Annotated in this window: 15 protein-coding genes; 6 read left to right on the top strand and 9 right to left on the bottom strand. The window is 71.7% G+C overall.

Features of this window, described 5'->3' with window-relative positions:
- Positions 1-6: 6 nt before the first annotated feature.
- Positions 7-768 (bottom strand): competence/damage-inducible protein A, encoded by a 762-nt coding sequence (locus ACQ5SO_RS08470; protein WP_430941155.1) that lies wholly within the window; start codon positions 766-768, stop codon positions 7-9.
- A gap of 57 nt (positions 769-825) precedes the next feature.
- Here ACQ5SO_RS08470 and sfsA point away from each other — a divergent pair, with 57 nt between their 5' ends.
- The 3 genes from sfsA to ACQ5SO_RS08455 all read left to right on the top strand — a co-directional run bounded on the left by sfsA (position 826) and on the right by ACQ5SO_RS08455 (position 2,787).
- The gene (sfsA, locus tag ACQ5SO_RS08465) at positions 826-1,551 is read left to right on the top strand and encodes a DNA/RNA nuclease SfsA (protein ID WP_430941154.1); all 726 of its coding nucleotides are present in this window, start codon (positions 826-828) and stop codon (positions 1,549-1,551) included.
- A gap of 91 nt (positions 1,552-1,642) precedes the next feature.
- On the top strand, positions 1,643-2,494 hold the full coding sequence (gene map, locus ACQ5SO_RS08460) for a type I methionyl aminopeptidase (RefSeq protein WP_430941153.1): 852 nt from the start codon (positions 1,643-1,645) through the stop codon (positions 2,492-2,494).
- Between the two features lie 26 nt (positions 2,495-2,520).
- Positions 2,521-2,787 (top strand): hypothetical protein, encoded by a 267-nt coding sequence (locus ACQ5SO_RS08455; protein WP_430941152.1) that lies wholly within the window; start codon positions 2,521-2,523, stop codon positions 2,785-2,787.
- A gap of 96 nt (positions 2,788-2,883) precedes the next feature.
- Here ACQ5SO_RS08455 and ACQ5SO_RS08450 read toward each other — a convergent pair whose 3' ends face one another.
- The 8 genes from ACQ5SO_RS08450 to acs all read right to left on the bottom strand — a co-directional run bounded on the left by ACQ5SO_RS08450 (position 2,884) and on the right by acs (position 13,516).
- Entirely contained in the window at positions 2,884-5,295 is a 2,412-nt protein-coding gene (locus tag ACQ5SO_RS08450; RefSeq protein WP_430941151.1) for an exonuclease domain-containing protein, read from the bottom strand.
- Positions 5,288-5,680 carry a response regulator transcription factor gene (locus ACQ5SO_RS08445; protein WP_430941150.1) on the bottom strand — a complete coding sequence of 131 codons (393 nt, stop codon included), beginning with the start codon at positions 5,678-5,680 and terminating at the stop codon, positions 5,288-5,290. The genes ACQ5SO_RS08450 and ACQ5SO_RS08445 overlap by 8 nt, the downstream gene beginning before the upstream one ends.
- Before the next feature lie 130 nt (positions 5,681-5,810).
- Complete coding sequence (locus tag ACQ5SO_RS08440) at positions 5,811-6,326, bottom strand: hypothetical protein (protein WP_430941149.1); 516 nt, start codon at positions 6,324-6,326, stop codon at positions 5,811-5,813.
- Between the two features lie 78 nt (positions 6,327-6,404).
- Positions 6,405-8,246: a DUF294 nucleotidyltransferase-like domain-containing protein gene (locus tag ACQ5SO_RS08435; protein ID WP_430941148.1), complete on the bottom strand. Its 1,842-nt coding sequence runs from the start codon at positions 8,244-8,246 to the stop codon at positions 6,405-6,407.
- 274 nt (positions 8,247-8,520) lie between these two features.
- On the bottom strand, positions 8,521-10,308 hold the full coding sequence (locus ACQ5SO_RS08430; protein ID WP_430941147.1) for a sodium:solute symporter family protein: 1,788 nt from the start codon (positions 10,306-10,308) through the stop codon (positions 8,521-8,523).
- Between the two features lie 19 nt (positions 10,309-10,327).
- Positions 10,328-10,585, bottom strand: coding sequence for a DUF4212 domain-containing protein (locus tag ACQ5SO_RS08425; RefSeq protein ID WP_430941146.1), 258 nt, complete (start codon positions 10,583-10,585; stop codon positions 10,328-10,330).
- 78 nt (positions 10,586-10,663) lie between these two features.
- Positions 10,664-11,344: an adenylate kinase gene (locus ACQ5SO_RS08420; protein WP_430941145.1), complete on the bottom strand. Its 681-nt coding sequence runs from the start codon at positions 11,342-11,344 to the stop codon at positions 10,664-10,666.
- A 201-nt stretch (positions 11,345-11,545) separates the two neighbouring features.
- Complete coding sequence (gene acs / locus ACQ5SO_RS08415; RefSeq protein WP_430941144.1) at positions 11,546-13,516, bottom strand: acetate--CoA ligase; 1,971 nt, start codon at positions 13,514-13,516, stop codon at positions 11,546-11,548.
- A 399-nt stretch (positions 13,517-13,915) separates the two neighbouring features.
- Between acs and ACQ5SO_RS08410 the strand changes: the two genes are divergently transcribed.
- From ACQ5SO_RS08410 to ACQ5SO_RS08400, 3 genes are all read left to right on the top strand, one after another.
- Positions 13,916-14,380, top strand: a complete 465-nt coding sequence (locus ACQ5SO_RS08410) for a c-type cytochrome (protein ID WP_430941143.1) — start codon at positions 13,916-13,918, stop codon at positions 14,378-14,380.
- A gap of 7 nt (positions 14,381-14,387) precedes the next feature.
- The gene (locus tag ACQ5SO_RS08405) at positions 14,388-15,365 is read left to right on the top strand and encodes a c-type cytochrome (RefSeq protein ID WP_430941142.1); all 978 of its coding nucleotides are present in this window, start codon (positions 14,388-14,390) and stop codon (positions 15,363-15,365) included.
- Between the two features lie 278 nt (positions 15,366-15,643).
- Entirely contained in the window at positions 15,644-17,395 is a 1,752-nt protein-coding gene (locus tag ACQ5SO_RS08400; protein ID WP_430941141.1) for a sugar phosphorylase, read from the top strand.
- Positions 17,396-17,479 lie beyond the last annotated feature (84 nt).

Below are 17,479 nucleotides of genomic sequence, written 5' to 3'. Positions count from 1 at the left end.
CGGGCGTCACGCGGGCGGCGTCTCCTGCACCTCCGCCGCGCCGAGCGCGAGGCACATGGCGCGCACCGCCGCGACCCCCGCCTCCAGCGCCGCGCGGTCGGTCGAGCGCGCCACCAGCGTCGTCCCCAGCCCGCCGCGGAAGAACGGGTAGGACCCGAAGGACACCCCCGGATGCGCCGCCGCGATCTCGCCCAGCGGGCCGGAGATCTCGCCCTCGGGCAGCGGCGCGCGCAGCGCGTGGCTCAGCATCGGCGGCCCGCCCGCAAGCCGCGGGCGCAGGCTGTCCAGCATCGCCTCGAAGATCGCCGGAACCCCGGCCATCACGTGGACGTTGCGCAGGGTGAAGCCCGGCGCCTGGCTCACGGGGTTGAGGATCAGCTCCGCTCCCTCCGGGATCCGCGCCATCCGCAGCCGCGCGTCGTTCAGCGCCCCCGGCTCGTAATAGGCCTCGAGGATCGCGCGCGCGTCGTCGCGGATCCCGATCGGGGCCCCGAAGGCCGCCGCCACCGCGTCGGCGGTGATGTCGTCATGGGTCGGCCCGATCCCGCCCGAGGTGAAAACGTGGTCATGCGCCCCCGACAGCGTGCGCACCGCGTCCACGATGGCGTCCCGGTCATCGGCGATCACCCGCACCTCGCGCAGCGAAATCCCGATCTCGGTCAATCGCTTGGCCAGGTGCCACATGTTGGCGTCGCGGGTGCGCCCCGACAGCACCTCGTCCCCGATCACGATCATCGCCGCGCGCGGCTGGGTTCCGCTTCCGTCCATCTCGCCCTCTCTCTCGCCCCCTTGCGCAGGCGGCGGCGGCGGGATACCCCGCCGGTCATGCAATTCGCAGCGCCCCTGGTCCGCGCCACCCTCATCCGGCGTTATAAGCGGTTTCTGGCCGACGTCACGCTCCCGGACGGGACCGAGGCGACGGCCCATTGCGCCAATCCGGGCGCGATGACCGGCATGGGCGACCCCGGCGACGCCGTGTGGCTGGAGCCGAACGACGATCCGAAGCGCAAGCTGAAATACTCCTGGAAGCTGACCGAGCGCGGCGGCGCCTTCATCGGCGTCGACACCGCCATGCCCAACCGCATGGTGCTCGAGGCCCTGAAGGCCCGCGTCCTCCCCGCCTTCGCCGACTGGCCCGGGATCCGGGCCGAGGCGAAATGGGGCGACCGCTCCCGCATCGATTTCCGCCTTTCAGGCCCCGACAGGCCCGACATGTGGGTCGAGGTGAAGGCGGTGTCCCTGTCCCGCGCGCCGGGGCTGGCCGAGTTCCCCGACACGGTGACCGCGCGCGGCGCGAAACACCTGGCCGAGCTTGCGGATATCGTGCGCAGCGGCGCCCGGGCCGCGATGCTCTATGTCATTCACCGCACCGATTGCGACCGCGCCGCCATCGCCGCCGATCTCGACCCCGCCTATGCCGCCGCCTTCGCCGCCGCCCGCGCGGCCGGGGTCGAGGCCTACGCCGCGCGGGCCGAGCTTTCCCCCGCCGGCGCGCGCATCAGCGGCCCTGCCGCCGCGCCGCCGCATCCGACCCTGCCGGGCGCGGCCTGACGCCCTTTTGCGCCCGGCCCCGTACCGCGATATGTAAGACCGGCGCGGGCGACGCCCCCCGCGCCCGAACCCGAAGGAAGAGGACCCCGCCATGGACGGATCCAAGCCCGACGTGACCCCCGAGGGGATCCGCATCTACGCGCCCGAGGATTTCGAGGGCATGCGCCGGGCCGGCCGCGTGGCGGCCGAGATCCTGGACGAGGTCGCCCCGCTGGTGCGCGTCGGCGCCACGACGGCCGAGATCGACGCGGCCATCGCGCAGATGGTGACCGACAAGGGGACCGTTTCGGCCACCATCGGCTATCGCGGCTACCAGCACGCCTCCTGCATCTCGGTCAACCACGTGGTCTGCCACGGCATCCCCGGCTCCGAGATCCCCAAGTCGAAATACGAGAAGAAGAAGCGCGGCGACGACGTGCTGGTGGATGGCGACATCCTCAATATCGACGTCACCGTGATCCTCGACGGCTGGTATGGCGACAGCAGCCGCATGTATATCGCCGGGTCCCCCAAGCCCTTCGCCCTGCGCCTGATCGACGTGACGCACGAGGCGCTGATGCGCGGCATCGCCGCCGCGAAGCCGGGCGCCACCTTCGGCGACATCGGCCACGCGATCCAGGTCTATGCCGAGGGGCAGAACTGCTCGGTCGTGCGCGATTTCTGCGGCCACGGCCTCGGGACCGCGTTCCACGAGCCGCCGAACGTGCTGCATTACGGCCGCCCCGGGACCGGCGCCACCCTGCGCCCGGGCATGTTCTTCACCATCGAGCCGATGATCAATCTCGGCCGGTACGAGACCAAGACCCTCTCGGACGGCTGGACCGCGGTCACCCGCGACGGGACCATGTCGGCGCAGTTCGAGCATTCGATCGGCATCACCGAGGAGGGGGCCGAGATCTTCACCCTCTCGCCCGCGGGCAAGTTCCACCCGACCTGGGGCTGAGAGCGCGCGCGAGGGGACGCGAAGGAATGGTCATTCTGCTCGCCGCCGCGGCGCTCAACCTCGCGCTCGCCTTCGGGGCGGGGATCTGGGTGCAGGTGACGCTCTACCGCCGCCTGATGCGCCTGTCCGAGGGCGACCGCTGGGCGCCCAATGGCTGGGGCACCAATCTCGGCAAGTTCTTCAAGGGCGAGTGGGAGCCGGGCCTTCGCCCGCGCTGGATCGGCGCGAACCTCTGGGCCGTCGTCAGCGTGGTGCTGGCGCAGGCGCTGAGCAGCTATGCCGCGGGAGCCTGAGCAGGGGCCTGAGCCGCGGCCTGAGCAAGGGCCTGGGGGCCAGCCGCAGGACATGCACAGACGGCGCCGGGGGCCTCTCCCGGCGCCGTCTGCATGTCAGTACTTCGCCTGCTCGCGCCGGATCGCCTCGATCCGCTGGCTGACCGACAGAAGATCGCCCAGCGTGCGGATCCCCTCGGCCTCCAGCGCCGGGATCAGCCGGGCGAAGACCTCGGCCGTCGCCACCGCATCCCCCAGCGCCGTGTGGCGCAGCTCGGGCGGGATCTCGACGCCATAGCGGGCGCAGAGATCGTCGAGCGTGTGCTTGCCGGTCGTGGGGTCCAGCCGGGCCGAGATGGCCACCGTGTCCGCCACCGGGTTGTCGAAGCGCAGGCCCAGATCGGCTTCCTTGCGGCGCAGGAAAGCCATGTCGAAGGGCGCGTTATGCGCCACCAGCACCGAGCCTTCGGCGAAGGCGTGGAAATCGCGCCCCACCACGTCGAAGCCCGGCGCATCGGCCACGTCCGCGTCGGTCAGCCCGTGGAACTTCGTGGACGCGGGCGGGATCCTGCGGCCCGGATTGACCAGCGCGTCGAACTGCTCTCCGGGCACCACGCGCCCGCCAAGCACGCGCGCGGCGGCGATCTGCACGATCTCGTCGCCGCCCGAGGGGGACAGGCCCGTCGTCTCGGTGTCGAACACCACGAAGGACAGCTCGCGCAGCGGGCGCTCATCGGCCCAGGAGGCGACGGGCTGGCGCATCAGCTCGAAGTCGTAGAACTCCGGCCGCGCGGCGTCGGGGCGGGGGGCGGCGGCCAGCGTCTCGGCCAGCGGCAGCGGCAGCACCAGGCGCGCGCGCCCGCCCCCGGCCTCGGACCACAGGCCCGCGCCGTGATGGGCCAGCGCCTCGCGCCCCGTCAGCCCGCGCAGCCCGACGCCGAGACGGCGCGAGAGCGCCTCGTCCAGCGCCTCGGCCCCGAGCGGCTTGCCCTGCCATTCAAGCGTCAGCGCCGCCTCGTCCCGCGCGGCGCCGTCCCGGCCCGCGGGGCGCAGCGACAGCTTCAGCGGCTGGCCCGCCGCGGGGCCGCCCGCGCCCGCCGCGGCCTTCGCCGCCGCCTCCAGCGTCGCGAGGATCGAGAGCATGTCGCAGACCAGCGCCGGGCCGTTCGCGATCCCCTCGCCCGGGTCCAGCACGATCCCGTCCGCGGCGCAGCGCCCGGCAAGGGCCGCGGCGATCTCCTCGGGGTGGGTGGCGGACATCGGCCAATGCGCGGCGATGGCGGCGTCCTGGCGCCGGCCGAGCTCGGTCACCAGCGCCGACAGGCCCTCTGTCTCGGCGTCCAGCGCATCGTCGAGGGCGCCCGCCAGCGCGGGGTCCCCGGCGCCCCGGCGGGCGGCCAGCAGCGCGCCGATATTGGCGGCCGAGCGGCGCAGCGCCTCGAGCGCCTCTTCCAGCAGCTGGTCGCGGGCGGCGTGGCCCTCCATCTCCTCGGTCGCGTCGCGGAAGGCGAAGACATAGGCGCCGCCGCCGCTCTCGGCCTCGTCGAACTCCAGCGGCGCCAGGCGCCCGCGATACATGCGCGAGCCGTCGGCGGCGGCGCAGAGGATCTCGGCCTCGGCCGCGTCCCCCTCGGCAAGGCGCGAGACCGCGTGGTCGAGCGGTTCCGTGCGCAGCCAGCGGCGCAGCGGGCGGGCGAGGCCGATCCCCTCGCCGCCCCCCGGCAGCTGCGCCATGGCGCGGGCGTTGTAGAGCAGCACCCGGTGGTCGCGGGTGCAGATCACCACCGCCTCGGGCAGCCCGTTGATGACGGTCTCGAGCCGCTTGCGGCGGGCATGGAGGGCGGCGGTTTCCGCGGCCACCGCCCGCCCCAGCGCGCCGCGCGCGCCGTGCAGCGCCTCGGCGGCCTCGGCGGCGGCGGGGGCGAGCGCGCCGAGCCAGCGGCCCGGGGCGGTGTCGACGCCCGCGCCCGCGGGGCCGGCGTCGACCCGCGCGCGGGCGGTCAGGTCCTGCGCCAGCCGGTCGATGGGCCGGGCCACGTGCTGATCGAACCGGGTCCAGACCCAGAGCGTGACGGCGGCGAGCCCCAGCGCGCCCATGACGGCCCCGAGGGTGAGGGCCGGGAGGGCCGCCTCGCGCGCCGCGGGGTCGAGGCGCGATGCGGCGAACCAGGCGCCGCCCGCGATGGCGGCGGCCCCGGCGAGGGCGATCAGCCCGAAGAACAGGAAGATGCGCAGCCGCAGCGACCAGGCCTGCGGGCCGCGCGCGGGGCGCGCCGGCTTCGGCGGGGGCGGCGGGGTCAGCCCCCCATGCTCGGCGGCGGGCGCGGGCGCGGGCGCGGCGTCCACGGGGTCGGCGTCGGCGTCGGCGGCATGGGCGGCGCCCGGGGCGGGGGCGTCCTTGCCTGCGCCCGGCCCCTGCAGCACCGGCGCGGCGGGCGGGGTGCGGGCGAGCGCGGCTTCGAGCGTGCCGGGCGCCGGGTCCGCCGGGTCCCCCGGGGCCGCGGCGGGGTCTTGCGCGGGATCAGCCATGTCGCGCCTCCCCGCCCGCATCGCGGGCCATCAGCGCCCGCACCCGGGCCACCAGGTCGCGCGCGTCGAAGGGTTTGACCAAGAAGTCATCCGCGCCCGCCGCCTTCGCCCGCTCGGCCGCGTGGGCCCCGGCGGCGGCGGACATCATCAGGATCGGGGCCTGGCCGAAGGCGGGCTGGCGGCGCAGCGCCTCGCAGACCGCGAACCCGCCGAGCCCCGGCAGGCCCACGTCCAGCAGCAAGAGGTCGGGCGCCGCCTCGGACATCGCCGCCACCGCCTCGGCGCCGTCGGCATAGCGTTGCGGCGCGAAGCCCTCGCGCTCCATCAGCACCCGAAGGGCGAGCGCGATGCTGTCCTCGTCCTCGACAATGGCCACCGTTTTCATGACGCGTCCTCCCAGAGCCGCCTGATCCGTTTCGTCGTTCCGTCCGATCGTCATTTCGCGTCTTTTGATCGGGCCGGGCCCCGCCGCCGGGGCCCGCGCCGATCCTGCACCGGCGCCGCGCGCCGCGCGCTCAGCCGCAAAGGGCCGAGAGCACCGGGTCGCCCGCCTCGGCCCCGCGCCAGCGCACCCCCTCGGGCAGGCCCGCGTCGCCGAGCGCCGCGCCCTGGGGCACCTGGCCGAGGCGCGAGCCGGGACAGTCCGCCAGCAGGTCCATCGCCGCCGGGGGCATCCGCCGGTCGTAGAAATAGAGGGTCGCGAGGCGCATCCCCGGGGCCGCGTCGTTGCGGCGGGCGGCCGCGACGTCGAGCGCGGCGAAACGCTCCTCGGGCGGCGAGACCCAGGTCCAGGGCTTGAACCAGGTCGGCGCGGCGGCGCTTTCGACCACCACCAGCCCCGCGGGCAGCCCGTCCCGGGCGCGCGGGCCCCAGGCGTAATCCATGTAGACCGAGTACCCGATCATGCCGATCCCGGCCGCGGCCGGAACCAGCCAGCCGGGCAGCCGCCCGCCGGACAGCTTGCGCAGCGCCATGGCGAACCCGCCTGCGCCGACGCCGAGCGCGATGGCCCCGATCAGCTCCCAGAACATGGCATCTCCTTCCCTCGGAGCCCGTCTTGGCGCGGGTCCCCGTATCGCCCGCCGCGGAAGATCCGCGGCGCGGGCAAGTTACATCAGCCCGCCGCCGCGGCCCGAGGCGGCGCCCGACTGCATCGTGCGGATCACCCCGAACGCATCCTTCAGGTGGTTGCGCTCAAGCTCCGACAGCGTCGTGGGGTCCATGAAATTGTCGGGCTTCTCGCCCCGCCGCACCTGGGCGGCCTGGTGGCGCAGCCGCGTCTCGGCGATCATGTCATAGGCGTCGAGCAGGTCGGCGATGCCGGACGCGCTCGCCGCCCCCCGCTCCTTCGCCGCGATCAGCCGCGCACGGGTGCCCGCCGCCTCGATCTTCGCGATCAGCGCATAGAGCCGGCCCAGGTCCACCACCGGCACCACGCCGTTATGCTTGAGGTCGAGCGTGTTCTTGTGCTCGCCCGACCGGACCAGCGCGAAGCCGCGGAACAGGCCCAGCGGCACCGTGTGCTTGAGGCTGTTGGAGGTCATGTGCGCGACGAAGATGGTGTTCTTCGACGCCATCTCCAGCGTCTCGGCCTGGAGGCCGGTGAACAGGCTCTCATCCCCGCCGATGGGGCGCAGGTCGAACATCACGCTCGCCAGCATCTGCGCCATCGGGTCGGGTTTCCTCACCCAGCCTTCGAAATAGCTGCGCCACACGCGGACCGGCTGCCGCCAGCGGGCGTTCGACGCCATCATGTCGCCGGGGCAGTAGACATAGCCGATCTCGTTCAGGCCGTCGCAGACGAACTCCGCGAAATCCTTGAAATACTGGCCATGCTCGGCTTCCACGTAGTCGTCCGACAGGATCAGGCAGTTGTCCTGGTCCGAGACGCCCGTCTGCTCCTGCCGCCCCTGCGATCCGCAGGCGAGCCAGAGCCACGGGACCGGCGCCGGGCCGATGGTCTCCTCGGCCAGGGTCAGCAGGCGGCGGGTGGCGGCGTCGGCGATGTCGGTGATCATCCGGGTGATCGCCTCGGGGCGCGCGCCCTGGGCGACGAGCTGCGCCAGCAGGCCCGGGATCGCCGCGGTGATCGGGATCATCTCCTCGGCCGAGCCCTTGCGGGCGATGTCGCCGACAAGATGCGCCGCGCTCAGCGCCTCGCGCCGCACGAGGTCGGTCTGGGTGACGATCCCCAGGAGCTTGCCGTTGTCGACCACGGGCAGGTGGCCGATGCGCCGCTCGGCCATCATGTGCAGCGCGTCGAGGCCGAGCGCGGTGGGCGCGAGGGTGCGCAGGCCGGTGGTCATCACCTCCGAGCCCGGCGTCTCGCCGTCGATGCCCTGCGCCAGCACGCCGACCATGTCGCCCGCGGTCAGGATGCCGTCGAGCCGCCGCCCCTCGCCCAGCAGCACGCAGGAATGCTTCTTCTCCTGCATGATCCTGGCCAGCGCGCGCACCGGCGCGCCGGGGGGCAGCAGGGCGGGGTCCGGGGTCATGATGTCCGAGACGGGGAGCGTGGCGAGGTCGGGCTTGCGCGGCCCCGCGTCCAGCCCCTCGCCAAGGTCCTTGCGCCCCGAGACGAGGAAGCGCGCGAAGGCCGGGAAATCGGCCATCAGCATGCGCAACACGCCCTCGGGGACGAAGATCAAGCGGCTGTCGGCAGTGGCCACGACCTGCGCGCGCGAGCCCTGGCCGCGCAGCAGCGGGCGGTCGCCGACGCGGTCGCCGGGGCCGCGATGGGCGATGGGGTGGCCGGTCTCGTCCCGAAGCTCGACGCCGCCGGTGCGCACCAGGTGGATGCCGGTGGGAAGCTGGCCGAGGGCGATCAGCTCCTCGCCCGCCTTCACCTCGACGATCGACGCCTCGCGCGCCGCCTGTTCCAGCACCGCCGGGGGCAGGGCGTCATAGGGCTGACAGGTCGTCAGGAAGGCATGAATTTCGCCGTGCTGCATGGCGCCGAGGATCCTTCTGCCGGGCGAAAGGCGCCGGGGCGCGGGGGGCCTGCCGAAGGGGGGAAGGGGCAGGGGGCCGGGCCGGGGCGGCGCATTCGCGTCAGGGGCGCGCCATGTCGGCGCCGCTGGCGGAAATGCGTCTGGTTCGCTGCAGGCTCCGCCGGGGACAGGCATGGCGCAAGCTGCGGGTCCGCGCCTTGATTTGGGTCAGGCGGGAAGGGGGAGGGAGCCGGGGGCGCGGCGCGCGCGCCCCCGGCGGTCTTGCAAGGTCCGATCAGTGGTCCTGGGCGGCGCCGGCGCCGCGCGGCACGCGGATCGACTCGACCATGTCCTTGATCTCCTGCGGGGTGTCCTCGGTCGCGTTGGACACGAAGTAGGCGACCGCGAAGTTCACCATCGCGCCGACGGCGCCGAAGGAGGTGGACTTGATGGTGCCCAGCAGCGGGTCCGCATCCGTGAACGAGTTGGTGTCCGGGATGAAGAACCAGCCCTTGTGCAGGAAGATGTAGACCAGGGTGACGACGAGGCCGGAGACCATGCCCGCCACGGCGCCCTTGTTGTTGATGCGGGTCGAGAAGATGCCCATCATCAGCGCCGGGAAGATCGAGGCCGCCGCCAGGCCGAAGGCCAGCGCCACGGTCTGCGCCGCGAAGCCCGGGGGGTTGAGGCCCAGGTAGGTCGCCACCGCGATCGCCACGGCCATCGCGATCCGGGCCGACATCAGTTCGCCCGATTCAGAGATGTTCGGGTTGATGGCGCCCTTGATCAGGTCGTGGGAGACTGCGGAGGAGATCGCCAGCAGCAGGCCCGCGGCGGTGGAGAGCGCGGCGGCGAGGCCGCCCGCGGCCACCAGGCCGATGACCCAGCCGGGCAGGTTGGCGATTTCCGGGTTGGCCAGCACGAGGATGTCGCGGTTGAACACGGTCAGCTCGTTCTCGGAGCCCCAGCCCGCCGCTTCCATCTTGGCCACGGTGTCGGCGTTCGCGTCGTTGAAGTAGACGATCACGCCGTCGCCGTTCTTGTCCTCGTAGTCGAACAGGCCGGTCTTCTTCCAGGTCGCCATCCAGGCGTAGGCGTCCTCGGACTCGATGGTCTCGACCGACACCGGGGTGCTCTGCGCGCCGTTCGGCCACATCAGCTCCGAGATGTTCAGGCGCGCCATGGCGCCGACGGCCGGGGCGGTCAGGTACAGCAGCGCGATGAACACCAGCGCCCAGCCCGCCGACCAGCGCGCGTCCGACACCTTGGGAACGGTGAAGAAGCGCATGATCACGTGCGGCAGACCCGCGGTGCCGATCATCAGCGACAGGGTGAACAGCACCATGTTGAGCGTGTCGGCATGGTGGGTGGTGTACTCGGCGAAGCCCAGCTCGCGGACGATCTGGTCAAGCTTGGCCAGCAGCGGCTCGCCCGAGCCGGTGTGATCGCCGAACAGGCCCAGCGCCGGGATCGGGTTGCCGGTCAGCTGCAGCGAGATGAAGATGGCCGGGATGGTGTAGGCCATGATCAGCACGACGTACTGCGCGACCTGGGTGTAGGTCACGCCCTTCATGCCGCCGAACACCGCGTAGGCGAACACGACGCAGGCGCCGATCAGCAGGCCCGTGGTGTTGTCGACCTCGAGGAAGCGGCCGAAAGCCACGCCCACGCCGGTCATCTGGCCGATCACGTAGGTGGTCGACGCGACGATCAGGCAGATCACCGCCACCAGGCGCGCGGTCGGGGAGTAGAACCGGTCGCCGATGAACTCGGAGACGGTGAACTTGCCGAACTTGCGCAGGTAGGGCGCGAGCAGGAGCGCGAGCAGCACGTAGCCGCCGGTCCAGCCCATCAGGAACGAGGAGTTGTCATAGCCGGTGAAGGCGATGAGGCCGGCCATCGAGATGAAGGACGCGGCGGACATCCAGTCCGCGGCGGTCGCCATGCCGTTGGTCACCGGGTGGACGCCGCGGCCGGCGGCGTAGAATTCGGCGGTCGAGCCCGCGCGGGCCCAGATCGCGATGCCGATGTACAGCGCGAAGGACGCGCCGACAAAGAGCAGGTTCAGAGTGAACTGGTCCATCTGTCAGAAACCCCCTTGCTTATTCTTCGTCCACGCCATGGGCGCGGTCGACGGCGTTCATGCGCCAGGCGTAGAAGAAGATCAGCGCCAGGAACACGAGGATGGAGCCCTGCTGGGCGAACCAGAAGCCGAGGTCGGAGCCGCCGACGGAGATGCCGGACAGCATCGGGCGCAGCAGGATGCCGAACCCGAAGGACACGACAGCCCAGATCACGAGGCTGACGCGGATGATGGAGATGTTCGCCTTCCAATAGGCGTTGTCGTCCTTTTCTGACATTTCAAGCTCCCTTGGGTCAGAGGTGGAACGCGCCGCCCCGCCCCCGGGCCGGGGGGCGGGACGACGAAGCGGGCGGGGTCAGATCGCCGCGCGGATGGCGGCGGTGACGTCGTCGATGTCCTTCATGGCATCGACGGTTTTCAGCTTGCCGGTCGCCGCGTAGTGGGCGATCAGCGGAGCGGTGTCTGCGTGGTAGGCCTCGAGGCGCGCGCGCACCGTCTCGGCGTTGTCGTCGGCGCGGCGCTTGAAATCGCTCCCGCCGCACTTGTCGCACACGCCCTCGGTCCGCGGGACCTTGGCGGCGTCGTGATAGCCCTCGCCGCAGCCGCCGCAGGTGTAGCGGCCGGAGACGCGGCCCACCATCGCGTCGTCATCCACTTCCATGGAGACGACGGCGTCGAGCTGCATGCCGTGTTTGGCCAGCAGCGCGTCGAGCGATTCCGCCTGGGCGGCGGTGCGCGGGAAGCCGTCGAAGATCACGCCGGGGCCGGATTTCTCCTCGGCCAGCTTGTCGTCGACGATGGCCACCACGATCTCGTCCGAGACGAGCCCGCCCGCCTCCATCACCGCCTTCGCCGCCTTGCCCGCATCCGTGCCCGCGGCCACGGCCGCGCGCAGCATGTCGCCGGTCGACAGCTGCGTCAGGCCGCGCTCTTCCATCAGGATCCGGGCCTGGGTGCCCTTGCCGGCGCCGGGCGGGCCGAGAAGGATCAGGTTCACCGTGCGGGTCTCGGAGCGGGTGTCGGTCTGGGCGTCCATGACGCGCCCTCCTCTCTGGTCTGGTCAGGGCCGCCGGGACGCGCGCCGCGCAGCAAGGGCGCGCGCATCCCGGCGGGGGGTCGGGCCGCCGCGCGGCCGGCCGCCCCCGCGTCGCCGCCCCGCCGGGCCGGGCGGGGGGCGTCCTTGGGGTGCGGGGGCCGTGACGGCTGGCCGCCGGCGGCGGCCCGACGGGCGCGGGGCTCAGGCCCCCGCGCGGTTCGCGATCAGATCGTCGACGACCGACGGATCGGCGAGGGTCGAGGTGTCCCCGAGCGAACCGGTCTCGTTCTCGGCGATCTTGCGCAGGATGCGGCGCATGATCTTGCCCGAACGGGTTTTCGGCAGGCCGGGGGCCCACTGGATCACGTCCGGGGACGCGATCGGGCCGATCTCGGTGCGCACCCAGGTCCGCAGCTCCTTGTAGAGCTCGTCCGAGGGCTCGTAGCCTTCCATCAGGGTCACGTAGCAGTAGATGCCCTGGCCCTTGACCTCATGCGGGTAGCCGACCACGGCGGCCTCGGCGACGGCCTTGTGCGCGACCAGCGCGCTCTCGACCTCGGCGGTGCCCATGCGGTGGCCCGAGACGTTGATCACGTCGTCCACGCGCCCGGTGATCCAGTAATACCCGTCGGCGTCGCGCCGGCACCCGTCGCCCGAGAAGTAGTAGCCCTTGTACATCTCGAAGTACGTGGACACGAACCGGTCATGGTCGCCGTAGACGGTGCGCATCTGGCCCGGCCAGCTGTCGGCGAGGCAGAGGACGCCCTCGCAGGCGGTCTCGGCGATCTCGTCGCCCTTCTCGTCGAGCACCACGGGGCGCACGCCGAAGAACGGCTTGGTGGCCGAGCCGGGCTTCGTCGGGGTCGCGCCCGGCAGCGGGGTCAGCAGGTGGCCGCCGGTCTCGGTCTGCCACCAGGTGTCGACGATGGGGCAGTTCTCCTTGCCCACGACCTCGTTGTACCAGTTCCAGGCCTCGGGGTTGATCGGCTCGCCCACCGTGCCGAGGATGCGCAGCGAGGACAGGTCGTACTTCTCGACGAACTCGGTCCCCTTGCCCATCAGCGCGCGGATCGCGGTCGGGGCGGTGTAGAACTGGTTGACCTTCAGGTCCTGGCAGATCTGCCAGAAGCGGCCCGCGTCGGGGTAGGTCGGCACGCCCTCGAACATCACCGTGGTCGCGCCGTTGGCGAGCGGCCCGTAGACGATGTAGCTGTGGCCCGTGACCCAGCCCACATCCGCGGTGCACCAGAAGATGTCGCCCTCCTGGTAGTCGAACACGTATTTGTGGGTCAGCGCGGCATAGAGCAGGTAGCCGCCCGAGGAGTGGACGACGCCCTTGGGTTTGCCGGTGGAGCCCGAGGTGTAGAGGATGAAGAGCGGGTCTTCCGCGTTCACCGCGACGGGTTCGCAGTGGTCGGTCACGCGCTCGACTTCCTCGTGGTACCAGTAGTCGCGGTCCGCGTTGAAGGGCACGTCGCCGCCGGTGCGGCGCACCACGAGGCACTTGACGTCGGGCGCGCAGCGGGCCAGCGCCTTGTCGACATTGGTCTTGAGCGGGGTGTTGCGGCCGCCGCGGGGCGCTTCATCGGCGGTCACCACCACCTTGGCGCCGGCGCCGTCCACGCGGTCGGCCAGCGCGTCCGGCGAGAAGCCGGCGAAGACGATCGAGTGGATGGCGCCGAGGCGGGCGCAGGCCAGCATCGCGTAGGCCGCGGCCGGGATCATCGGAAGATACAGGACGACGCGGTCGCCCTTCTTCACGCCCATGCCGTGCAGCACGTTGGCGAAGCGGTTCACCTCGTGGTGCAGCTCGGCATAGGTGATGTGCTGCACGACGTTCGGATCGTCGCCGACCCAGATGATCGCGTTCTGGTGCGCGCGCTCGGGCAGGTGGCGGTCGATGCAGTTGGCCGAGACGTTCAGCTCGCCGTCCTCGAACCACTTGATCGAGACGTTGTGGTAGTCGAACGAGGTGTTCTTCACCTTGGTGTACGGCTTGATCCAGTCGAGGGTCTTGCCCATGTCGCCCCAGAACCCTTCGGGGTCCTCGATGGAGCGCGCGTACATCTCGTCATACTTGGCGGCGTCGATATGGGCGGACGCGGCCAGGTCTGCCGAGGGCGGGTACACCTTGTCGTCGGCCTGGGCCGGGGCGGAGCTGGTCTGGGTCATCGTCTTCCTCCAACGTGTCGACGCGGCATGCGCGCGTCCGGGCTGCTTTCCGCGTCGGGGCCGGCTGGACCGGGCTCCATCTGCGCGCATGCCTCTTTACGTTGGGCAATCTACACCATTTACGAAAATCGAACACTAACTAATTCGTCGCATTGGATTTTTCTGTAAATTCTTTGACGGGCGGGGCGTGAAGTTCGTCAAGAAATTTACCATGCCACGCAATTTCGCCGCATTTTCAGCGGTCTGGGCCGGGGGGCGCGGCGGGCCTGTGCGAGGGGGCGGCGGGCGCCCCTCACGCGGTTGTCAGCCCGCGCAAGGTTTCGTTACGGCAGACTGCAGGTCGCCCCGGGATTTCGGGGCCGGCCCGCGGGGCCGTGCAAGTACAGACAGGAAAGACCCATGCGCAGCACAAGAATCGCCGCCGCCGCCGCCCTCTTCGCCATCGGGAGCGCGGCCGTCGCCCATGGCGACATGGGGCCCGCCGACCTCTCCGACCCCGTCTCCCTCCGCATGCACATGATGAAGAACGTGGGCGCCGCGATGGGCGCGCTCGGCGGCATGGCCAAGGGCGAGATCGCCTATGACGCCGCGCTGGCCGAGCAGTCCTTCCGGGTGATGAACTCGGCCGCGCTCGGCTTCGCGGCGCAGTTCCCCGAGGGCTCGGCCACCCACGATTCCGAGGCGTCGCCGAAGATCTGGTCGGATGCGGCGGGCTTCGAGGCGGCGGCGGCCAAGTTCCTCGCCGACACCGCCTCGGCCATGGCCGCAAAGCCGGCGGACAAGGACGCCTTCATGCCGGTGTTCGGGCAGGTGGCCGCCAACTGCAAGGGCTGCCACCAGGATTACCGCGTGAAGAAGAACTGAGGCGCAGATGCAGACGCGCCTGGTCGCCGCCGCCCTGTTGCTGGCGGCGGGGGGCGCGGGCGCGGGTTGGGTGCTGAGCGCGCCCGACCCGCTGCCCGGCGCCCGTTTCGCGGGGCCCGCGATGACCCGGACCGGCCCGGACGGGCTGCCGGCCGCGGCCCCGGATTTCACGCCCGACCCCGAGCGCGGCGCGACGCTGTTCGCCGTCGCCGGCTGCGCCTCGTGCCACATCGCCCCGGCGGGCGAGGCGGGGGGCGAGGGCGCGGGCGAGGGCGCGGAGCCCGACGCCCCGCCGCGCCTTGCGGGCGGCAAGCGGTTCGAAACCGCGTTCGGGACCTTCGTCGCCCCCAACATCTCGCCGCACGAGACCGACGGCATCGGCGCCTGGTCGAGCCGCCAGTTCGCCGACGCGGTGCTGCGCGGGATCGGGCCGGAGGGGGCGCATCTCTATCCCGCCTTCCCCTACGCCTCCTACGCGAAGCTGACGGTGGGGGATGCGCTCGACATGTTCGCCTATCTCGGGACGCTGCCGCCGGTCGAAGGCGCCGCGCCGGGGCACGAGCTGGGCTTTCCCTTCAACATCCGCCGCGGGCTGGGGCTGTGGAAACGGCTCTACCTCTCCGGGGAGTGGGTGGTGGCGGCCGAGGACCCGCAGGTGACCCGCGGCCGCTTCCTGGTCGAGGGGCCGGGGCATTGCGCCGAGTGCCACACGCCGCGCGATCCGCTCGGCGGGCTCGACCGCTCGCGCTGGCTGGCCGGGGCGCCGAACCCGGACGGGCCGGGGCAGGTGCCGGACATCACCCCGCGCGGCCTGTCCTGGTCCGAGGCGGACATCGCCTATTACCTCGAGAGCGGGTTCACCCCCGATTATGACAGCGTCGGCGGGTCGATGGTCGAGGTGGTCGAGAACCTCGCCGCCCTGCCGCCCGAGGACCGCGCCGCGATCGCGGCCTATCTCAAGGCGGTTCCCACCCCGGCGGAGTGAGGGGTGCGGGCGGCGCGCGCCATCGGCCACGGGCAGGGGGATGGATGGGGAGCGCGAGGGGAAGGAAGGGGGCCTCGGCCCCCGTCCTTCCCCTCGCATCCGCCCGCAGGGCGGACACCCTGTTGCGCATCCCGACCAATTCCCGCGCTGCGGCGCCTTACGCCTTTGCACCCGTCTTCCACGGCGCCTAATCTGGACGCTCAGCGCAGCGACGTGACGTCTGCGCGACCACACCACAGGCAAGACCGGCGCCTCCGCCGGTCAGCAAGGGAGCCTTCATGGTTCAGGACCTGAGCGCGCTCGTGGCCGGACACCTGGCCGCCATCTATCCCGACGCCGACGCCGAGGCGCTCGCCGAACAGGCCATCGACGCCTTCTGGCCCGGCAAGGACGCCCCGCGCGACATGGTCAAGCCCAACGCGCTGGCGCTGTGGTCCGAGGCGGACAGCATCCTCATCACCTATGGCGACAGCATCAAGGGGGAGGGGGAGCGCCCGCTTTCCTCGCTTCTGCGCTTCCTGCGCGAAAACGTGCATCCCGACATCAACGGCGTCCACGTGCTGCCCTTCTTCCCGTGGTCCTCGGATGACGGGTTCTCGGTGATCGACTACGACGCGGTGGACCCCGCGCTGGGGACCTGGGACGACATCAACCTGATCGGGCAGGAGTTCCGCCTGATGGTGGACCTCGTGCTCAACCACTGTTCGGCGGAATCGGCCTGGTTCAAGGCGTTCCTGGCCGGGGAGCCGCCCTTCGAGACCTGGTTCAAGACCGCCTCCCCCGAGGACGACCTGTCGGACGTGGTGCGCCCGCGCCCGCACCCGCTGCTGGCGCGCTATGACGCCCATGACGGGCCGCGCCACGTGTGGTGCACCTTCTCGGCCGACCAGGTGGACGTGAATTTCGGCGACCCGCGGGTGCTGATGGAGTTCCTGGCGATCATGCGCCGCTATATCGACCACGGCGCGCGGATCATCCGCCTCGACGCCGTGGCGTTCCTGTGGAAGCAGGTCGGCACCTCCTCGATCCACCTGGCGCAGACGCACGAGGTGATCCGGCTGATGCGCACCCTGGTCGACCGGCTCGACGCCCCCGTGGTGCTGCTGACCGAGACCAACGTGCCCCATGCCGAGAACCTGAGCTATTTCGGCAACCAGAACGAGGCGCACGCGATCTACAACTTCTCGCTGCCGCCGCTGCTGCTGCACGCGCTGCTGTCGGGCTCCTCGCTGTTCCTGCGCCGCTGGCTGATGTCGATGCCGCCGGCGCTGCCGGGCTGCGCGTATCTCAATTTCGTCGCCTCGCATGACGGGATCGGCGTGCGCGGGGCGGAGGGCATCCTGCCGGAGCCGGAGATCAACGCGATGATCGAGGCGGTGCGCGACGCGGGCGGCGCGGTGTCGATGCGCGCGCGCGACGGGGTCGAGGCGCCCTACGAGATGAACGTCTCGCTCTGGTCCGCCATGTCCCGCACCATCCATGGCGGCGAGGATGACCTGCAGTTCGAGCGCTTCATCTGCTGCCAGACGGTGATGATGTCGATCGAGGGGCTGCCCGCCTTCTACATCCACTCGCTTCTGGCCACGCCGAACGACCGCGAGGCGCTGAACCTGACCGGCCACAACCGCGCCATCAACCGGCGCAAGTGGGACCGCGAGGCGCTGGACGGGCTGCTGGCGGATCCGGCCTCGGACCAGAGCCGCGTGCTGGCCGAGATCAAGCGCCGCGTCGCCATCCGCCGCCGACAGCCCGCCTTCCACCCCAACGCCACGCAGTTCACGCTGCAGCTGCCCGAGCAGCTCCTGGGCCTGTGGCGGCAGAGCATGGACCGGCGGCAGTCGATCTTCTGCGTCTACAACCTGACGCCGGAGCCGCAGGCGCTGCCGCTGGCGCAGATCAACCTGATCTGGGGCGAGCCCTGGCTGGACCTGCTGACCGGCGAGGAAGTCGGGACCGGCGAGAGCGAGGAGATCATCCTCGCGCCCTACCAGGCGATCTGGGTGACGAACATGACCACGGCGATGATCTGAGGCGTTTCTTGGGGGGGGGGGGGGGGGGGGGGGGGGGGGGGGGGGGGGGGGGGGGGGGGGGGGGGGGGGGGGGGGGGGGGGGGG

Origin of the sequence: Rhodovulum sp. DZ06 (assembly GCF_050586345.1) — a bacterium.
Taxonomy (GTDB): domain Bacteria; phylum Pseudomonadota; class Alphaproteobacteria; order Rhodobacterales; family Rhodobacteraceae; genus JBOCEF01.
Note: the sequence above shows the minus strand (reverse complement) of the source record. Positions and strands in the feature narration are given on the sequence as shown.

What these genes read in the sequence shown, in the direction of transcription:
- ACQ5SO_RS08470 (WP_430941155.1), bottom strand. Translation starts at nt 768, where the DNA reads ATGGACGGAAGCGGAACCCAGCCGCGCGCGGCGATGATCGTGATCGGG.
- ACQ5SO_RS08405 (WP_430941142.1), top strand. Translation starts at nt 14,388, where the DNA reads ATGCAGACGCGCCTGGTCGCCGCCGCCCTGTTGCTGGCGGCGGGGGGC.
- acs (WP_430941144.1), bottom strand. Translation starts at nt 13,516, where the DNA reads ATGACCCAGACCAGCTCCGCCCCGGCCCAGGCCGACGACAAGGTGTAC.
- ACQ5SO_RS08445 (WP_430941150.1), bottom strand. Translation starts at nt 5,680, where the DNA reads ATGAAAACGGTGGCCATTGTCGAGGACGAGGACAGCATCGCGCTCGCC.
- sfsA (WP_430941154.1), top strand. Translation starts at nt 826, where the DNA reads ATGCAATTCGCAGCGCCCCTGGTCCGCGCCACCCTCATCCGGCGTTAT.
- ACQ5SO_RS08440 (WP_430941149.1), bottom strand. Translation starts at nt 6,326, where the DNA reads ATGTTCTGGGAGCTGATCGGGGCCATCGCGCTCGGCGTCGGCGCAGGC.
- ACQ5SO_RS08435 (WP_430941148.1), bottom strand. Translation starts at nt 8,246, where the DNA reads ATGCAGCACGGCGAAATTCATGCCTTCCTGACGACCTGTCAGCCCTAT.
- ACQ5SO_RS08450 (WP_430941151.1), bottom strand. Translation starts at nt 5,295, where the DNA reads ATGGCTGATCCCGCGCAAGACCCCGCCGCGGCCCCGGGGGACCCGGCG.
- map (WP_430941153.1), top strand. Translation starts at nt 1,643, where the DNA reads ATGGACGGATCCAAGCCCGACGTGACCCCCGAGGGGATCCGCATCTAC.
- ACQ5SO_RS08410 (WP_430941143.1), top strand. Translation starts at nt 13,916, where the DNA reads ATGCGCAGCACAAGAATCGCCGCCGCCGCCGCCCTCTTCGCCATCGGG.
- ACQ5SO_RS08455 (WP_430941152.1), top strand. Translation starts at nt 2,521, where the DNA reads ATGGTCATTCTGCTCGCCGCCGCGGCGCTCAACCTCGCGCTCGCCTTC.
- ACQ5SO_RS08400 (WP_430941141.1), top strand. Translation starts at nt 15,644, where the DNA reads ATGGTTCAGGACCTGAGCGCGCTCGTGGCCGGACACCTGGCCGCCATC.
- ACQ5SO_RS08420 (WP_430941145.1), bottom strand. Translation starts at nt 11,344, where the DNA reads ATGGACGCCCAGACCGACACCCGCTCCGAGACCCGCACGGTGAACCTG.
- ACQ5SO_RS08425 (WP_430941146.1), bottom strand. Translation starts at nt 10,585, where the DNA reads ATGTCAGAAAAGGACGACAACGCCTATTGGAAGGCGAACATCTCCATC.
- ACQ5SO_RS08430 (WP_430941147.1), bottom strand. Translation starts at nt 10,308, where the DNA reads ATGGACCAGTTCACTCTGAACCTGCTCTTTGTCGGCGCGTCCTTCGCG.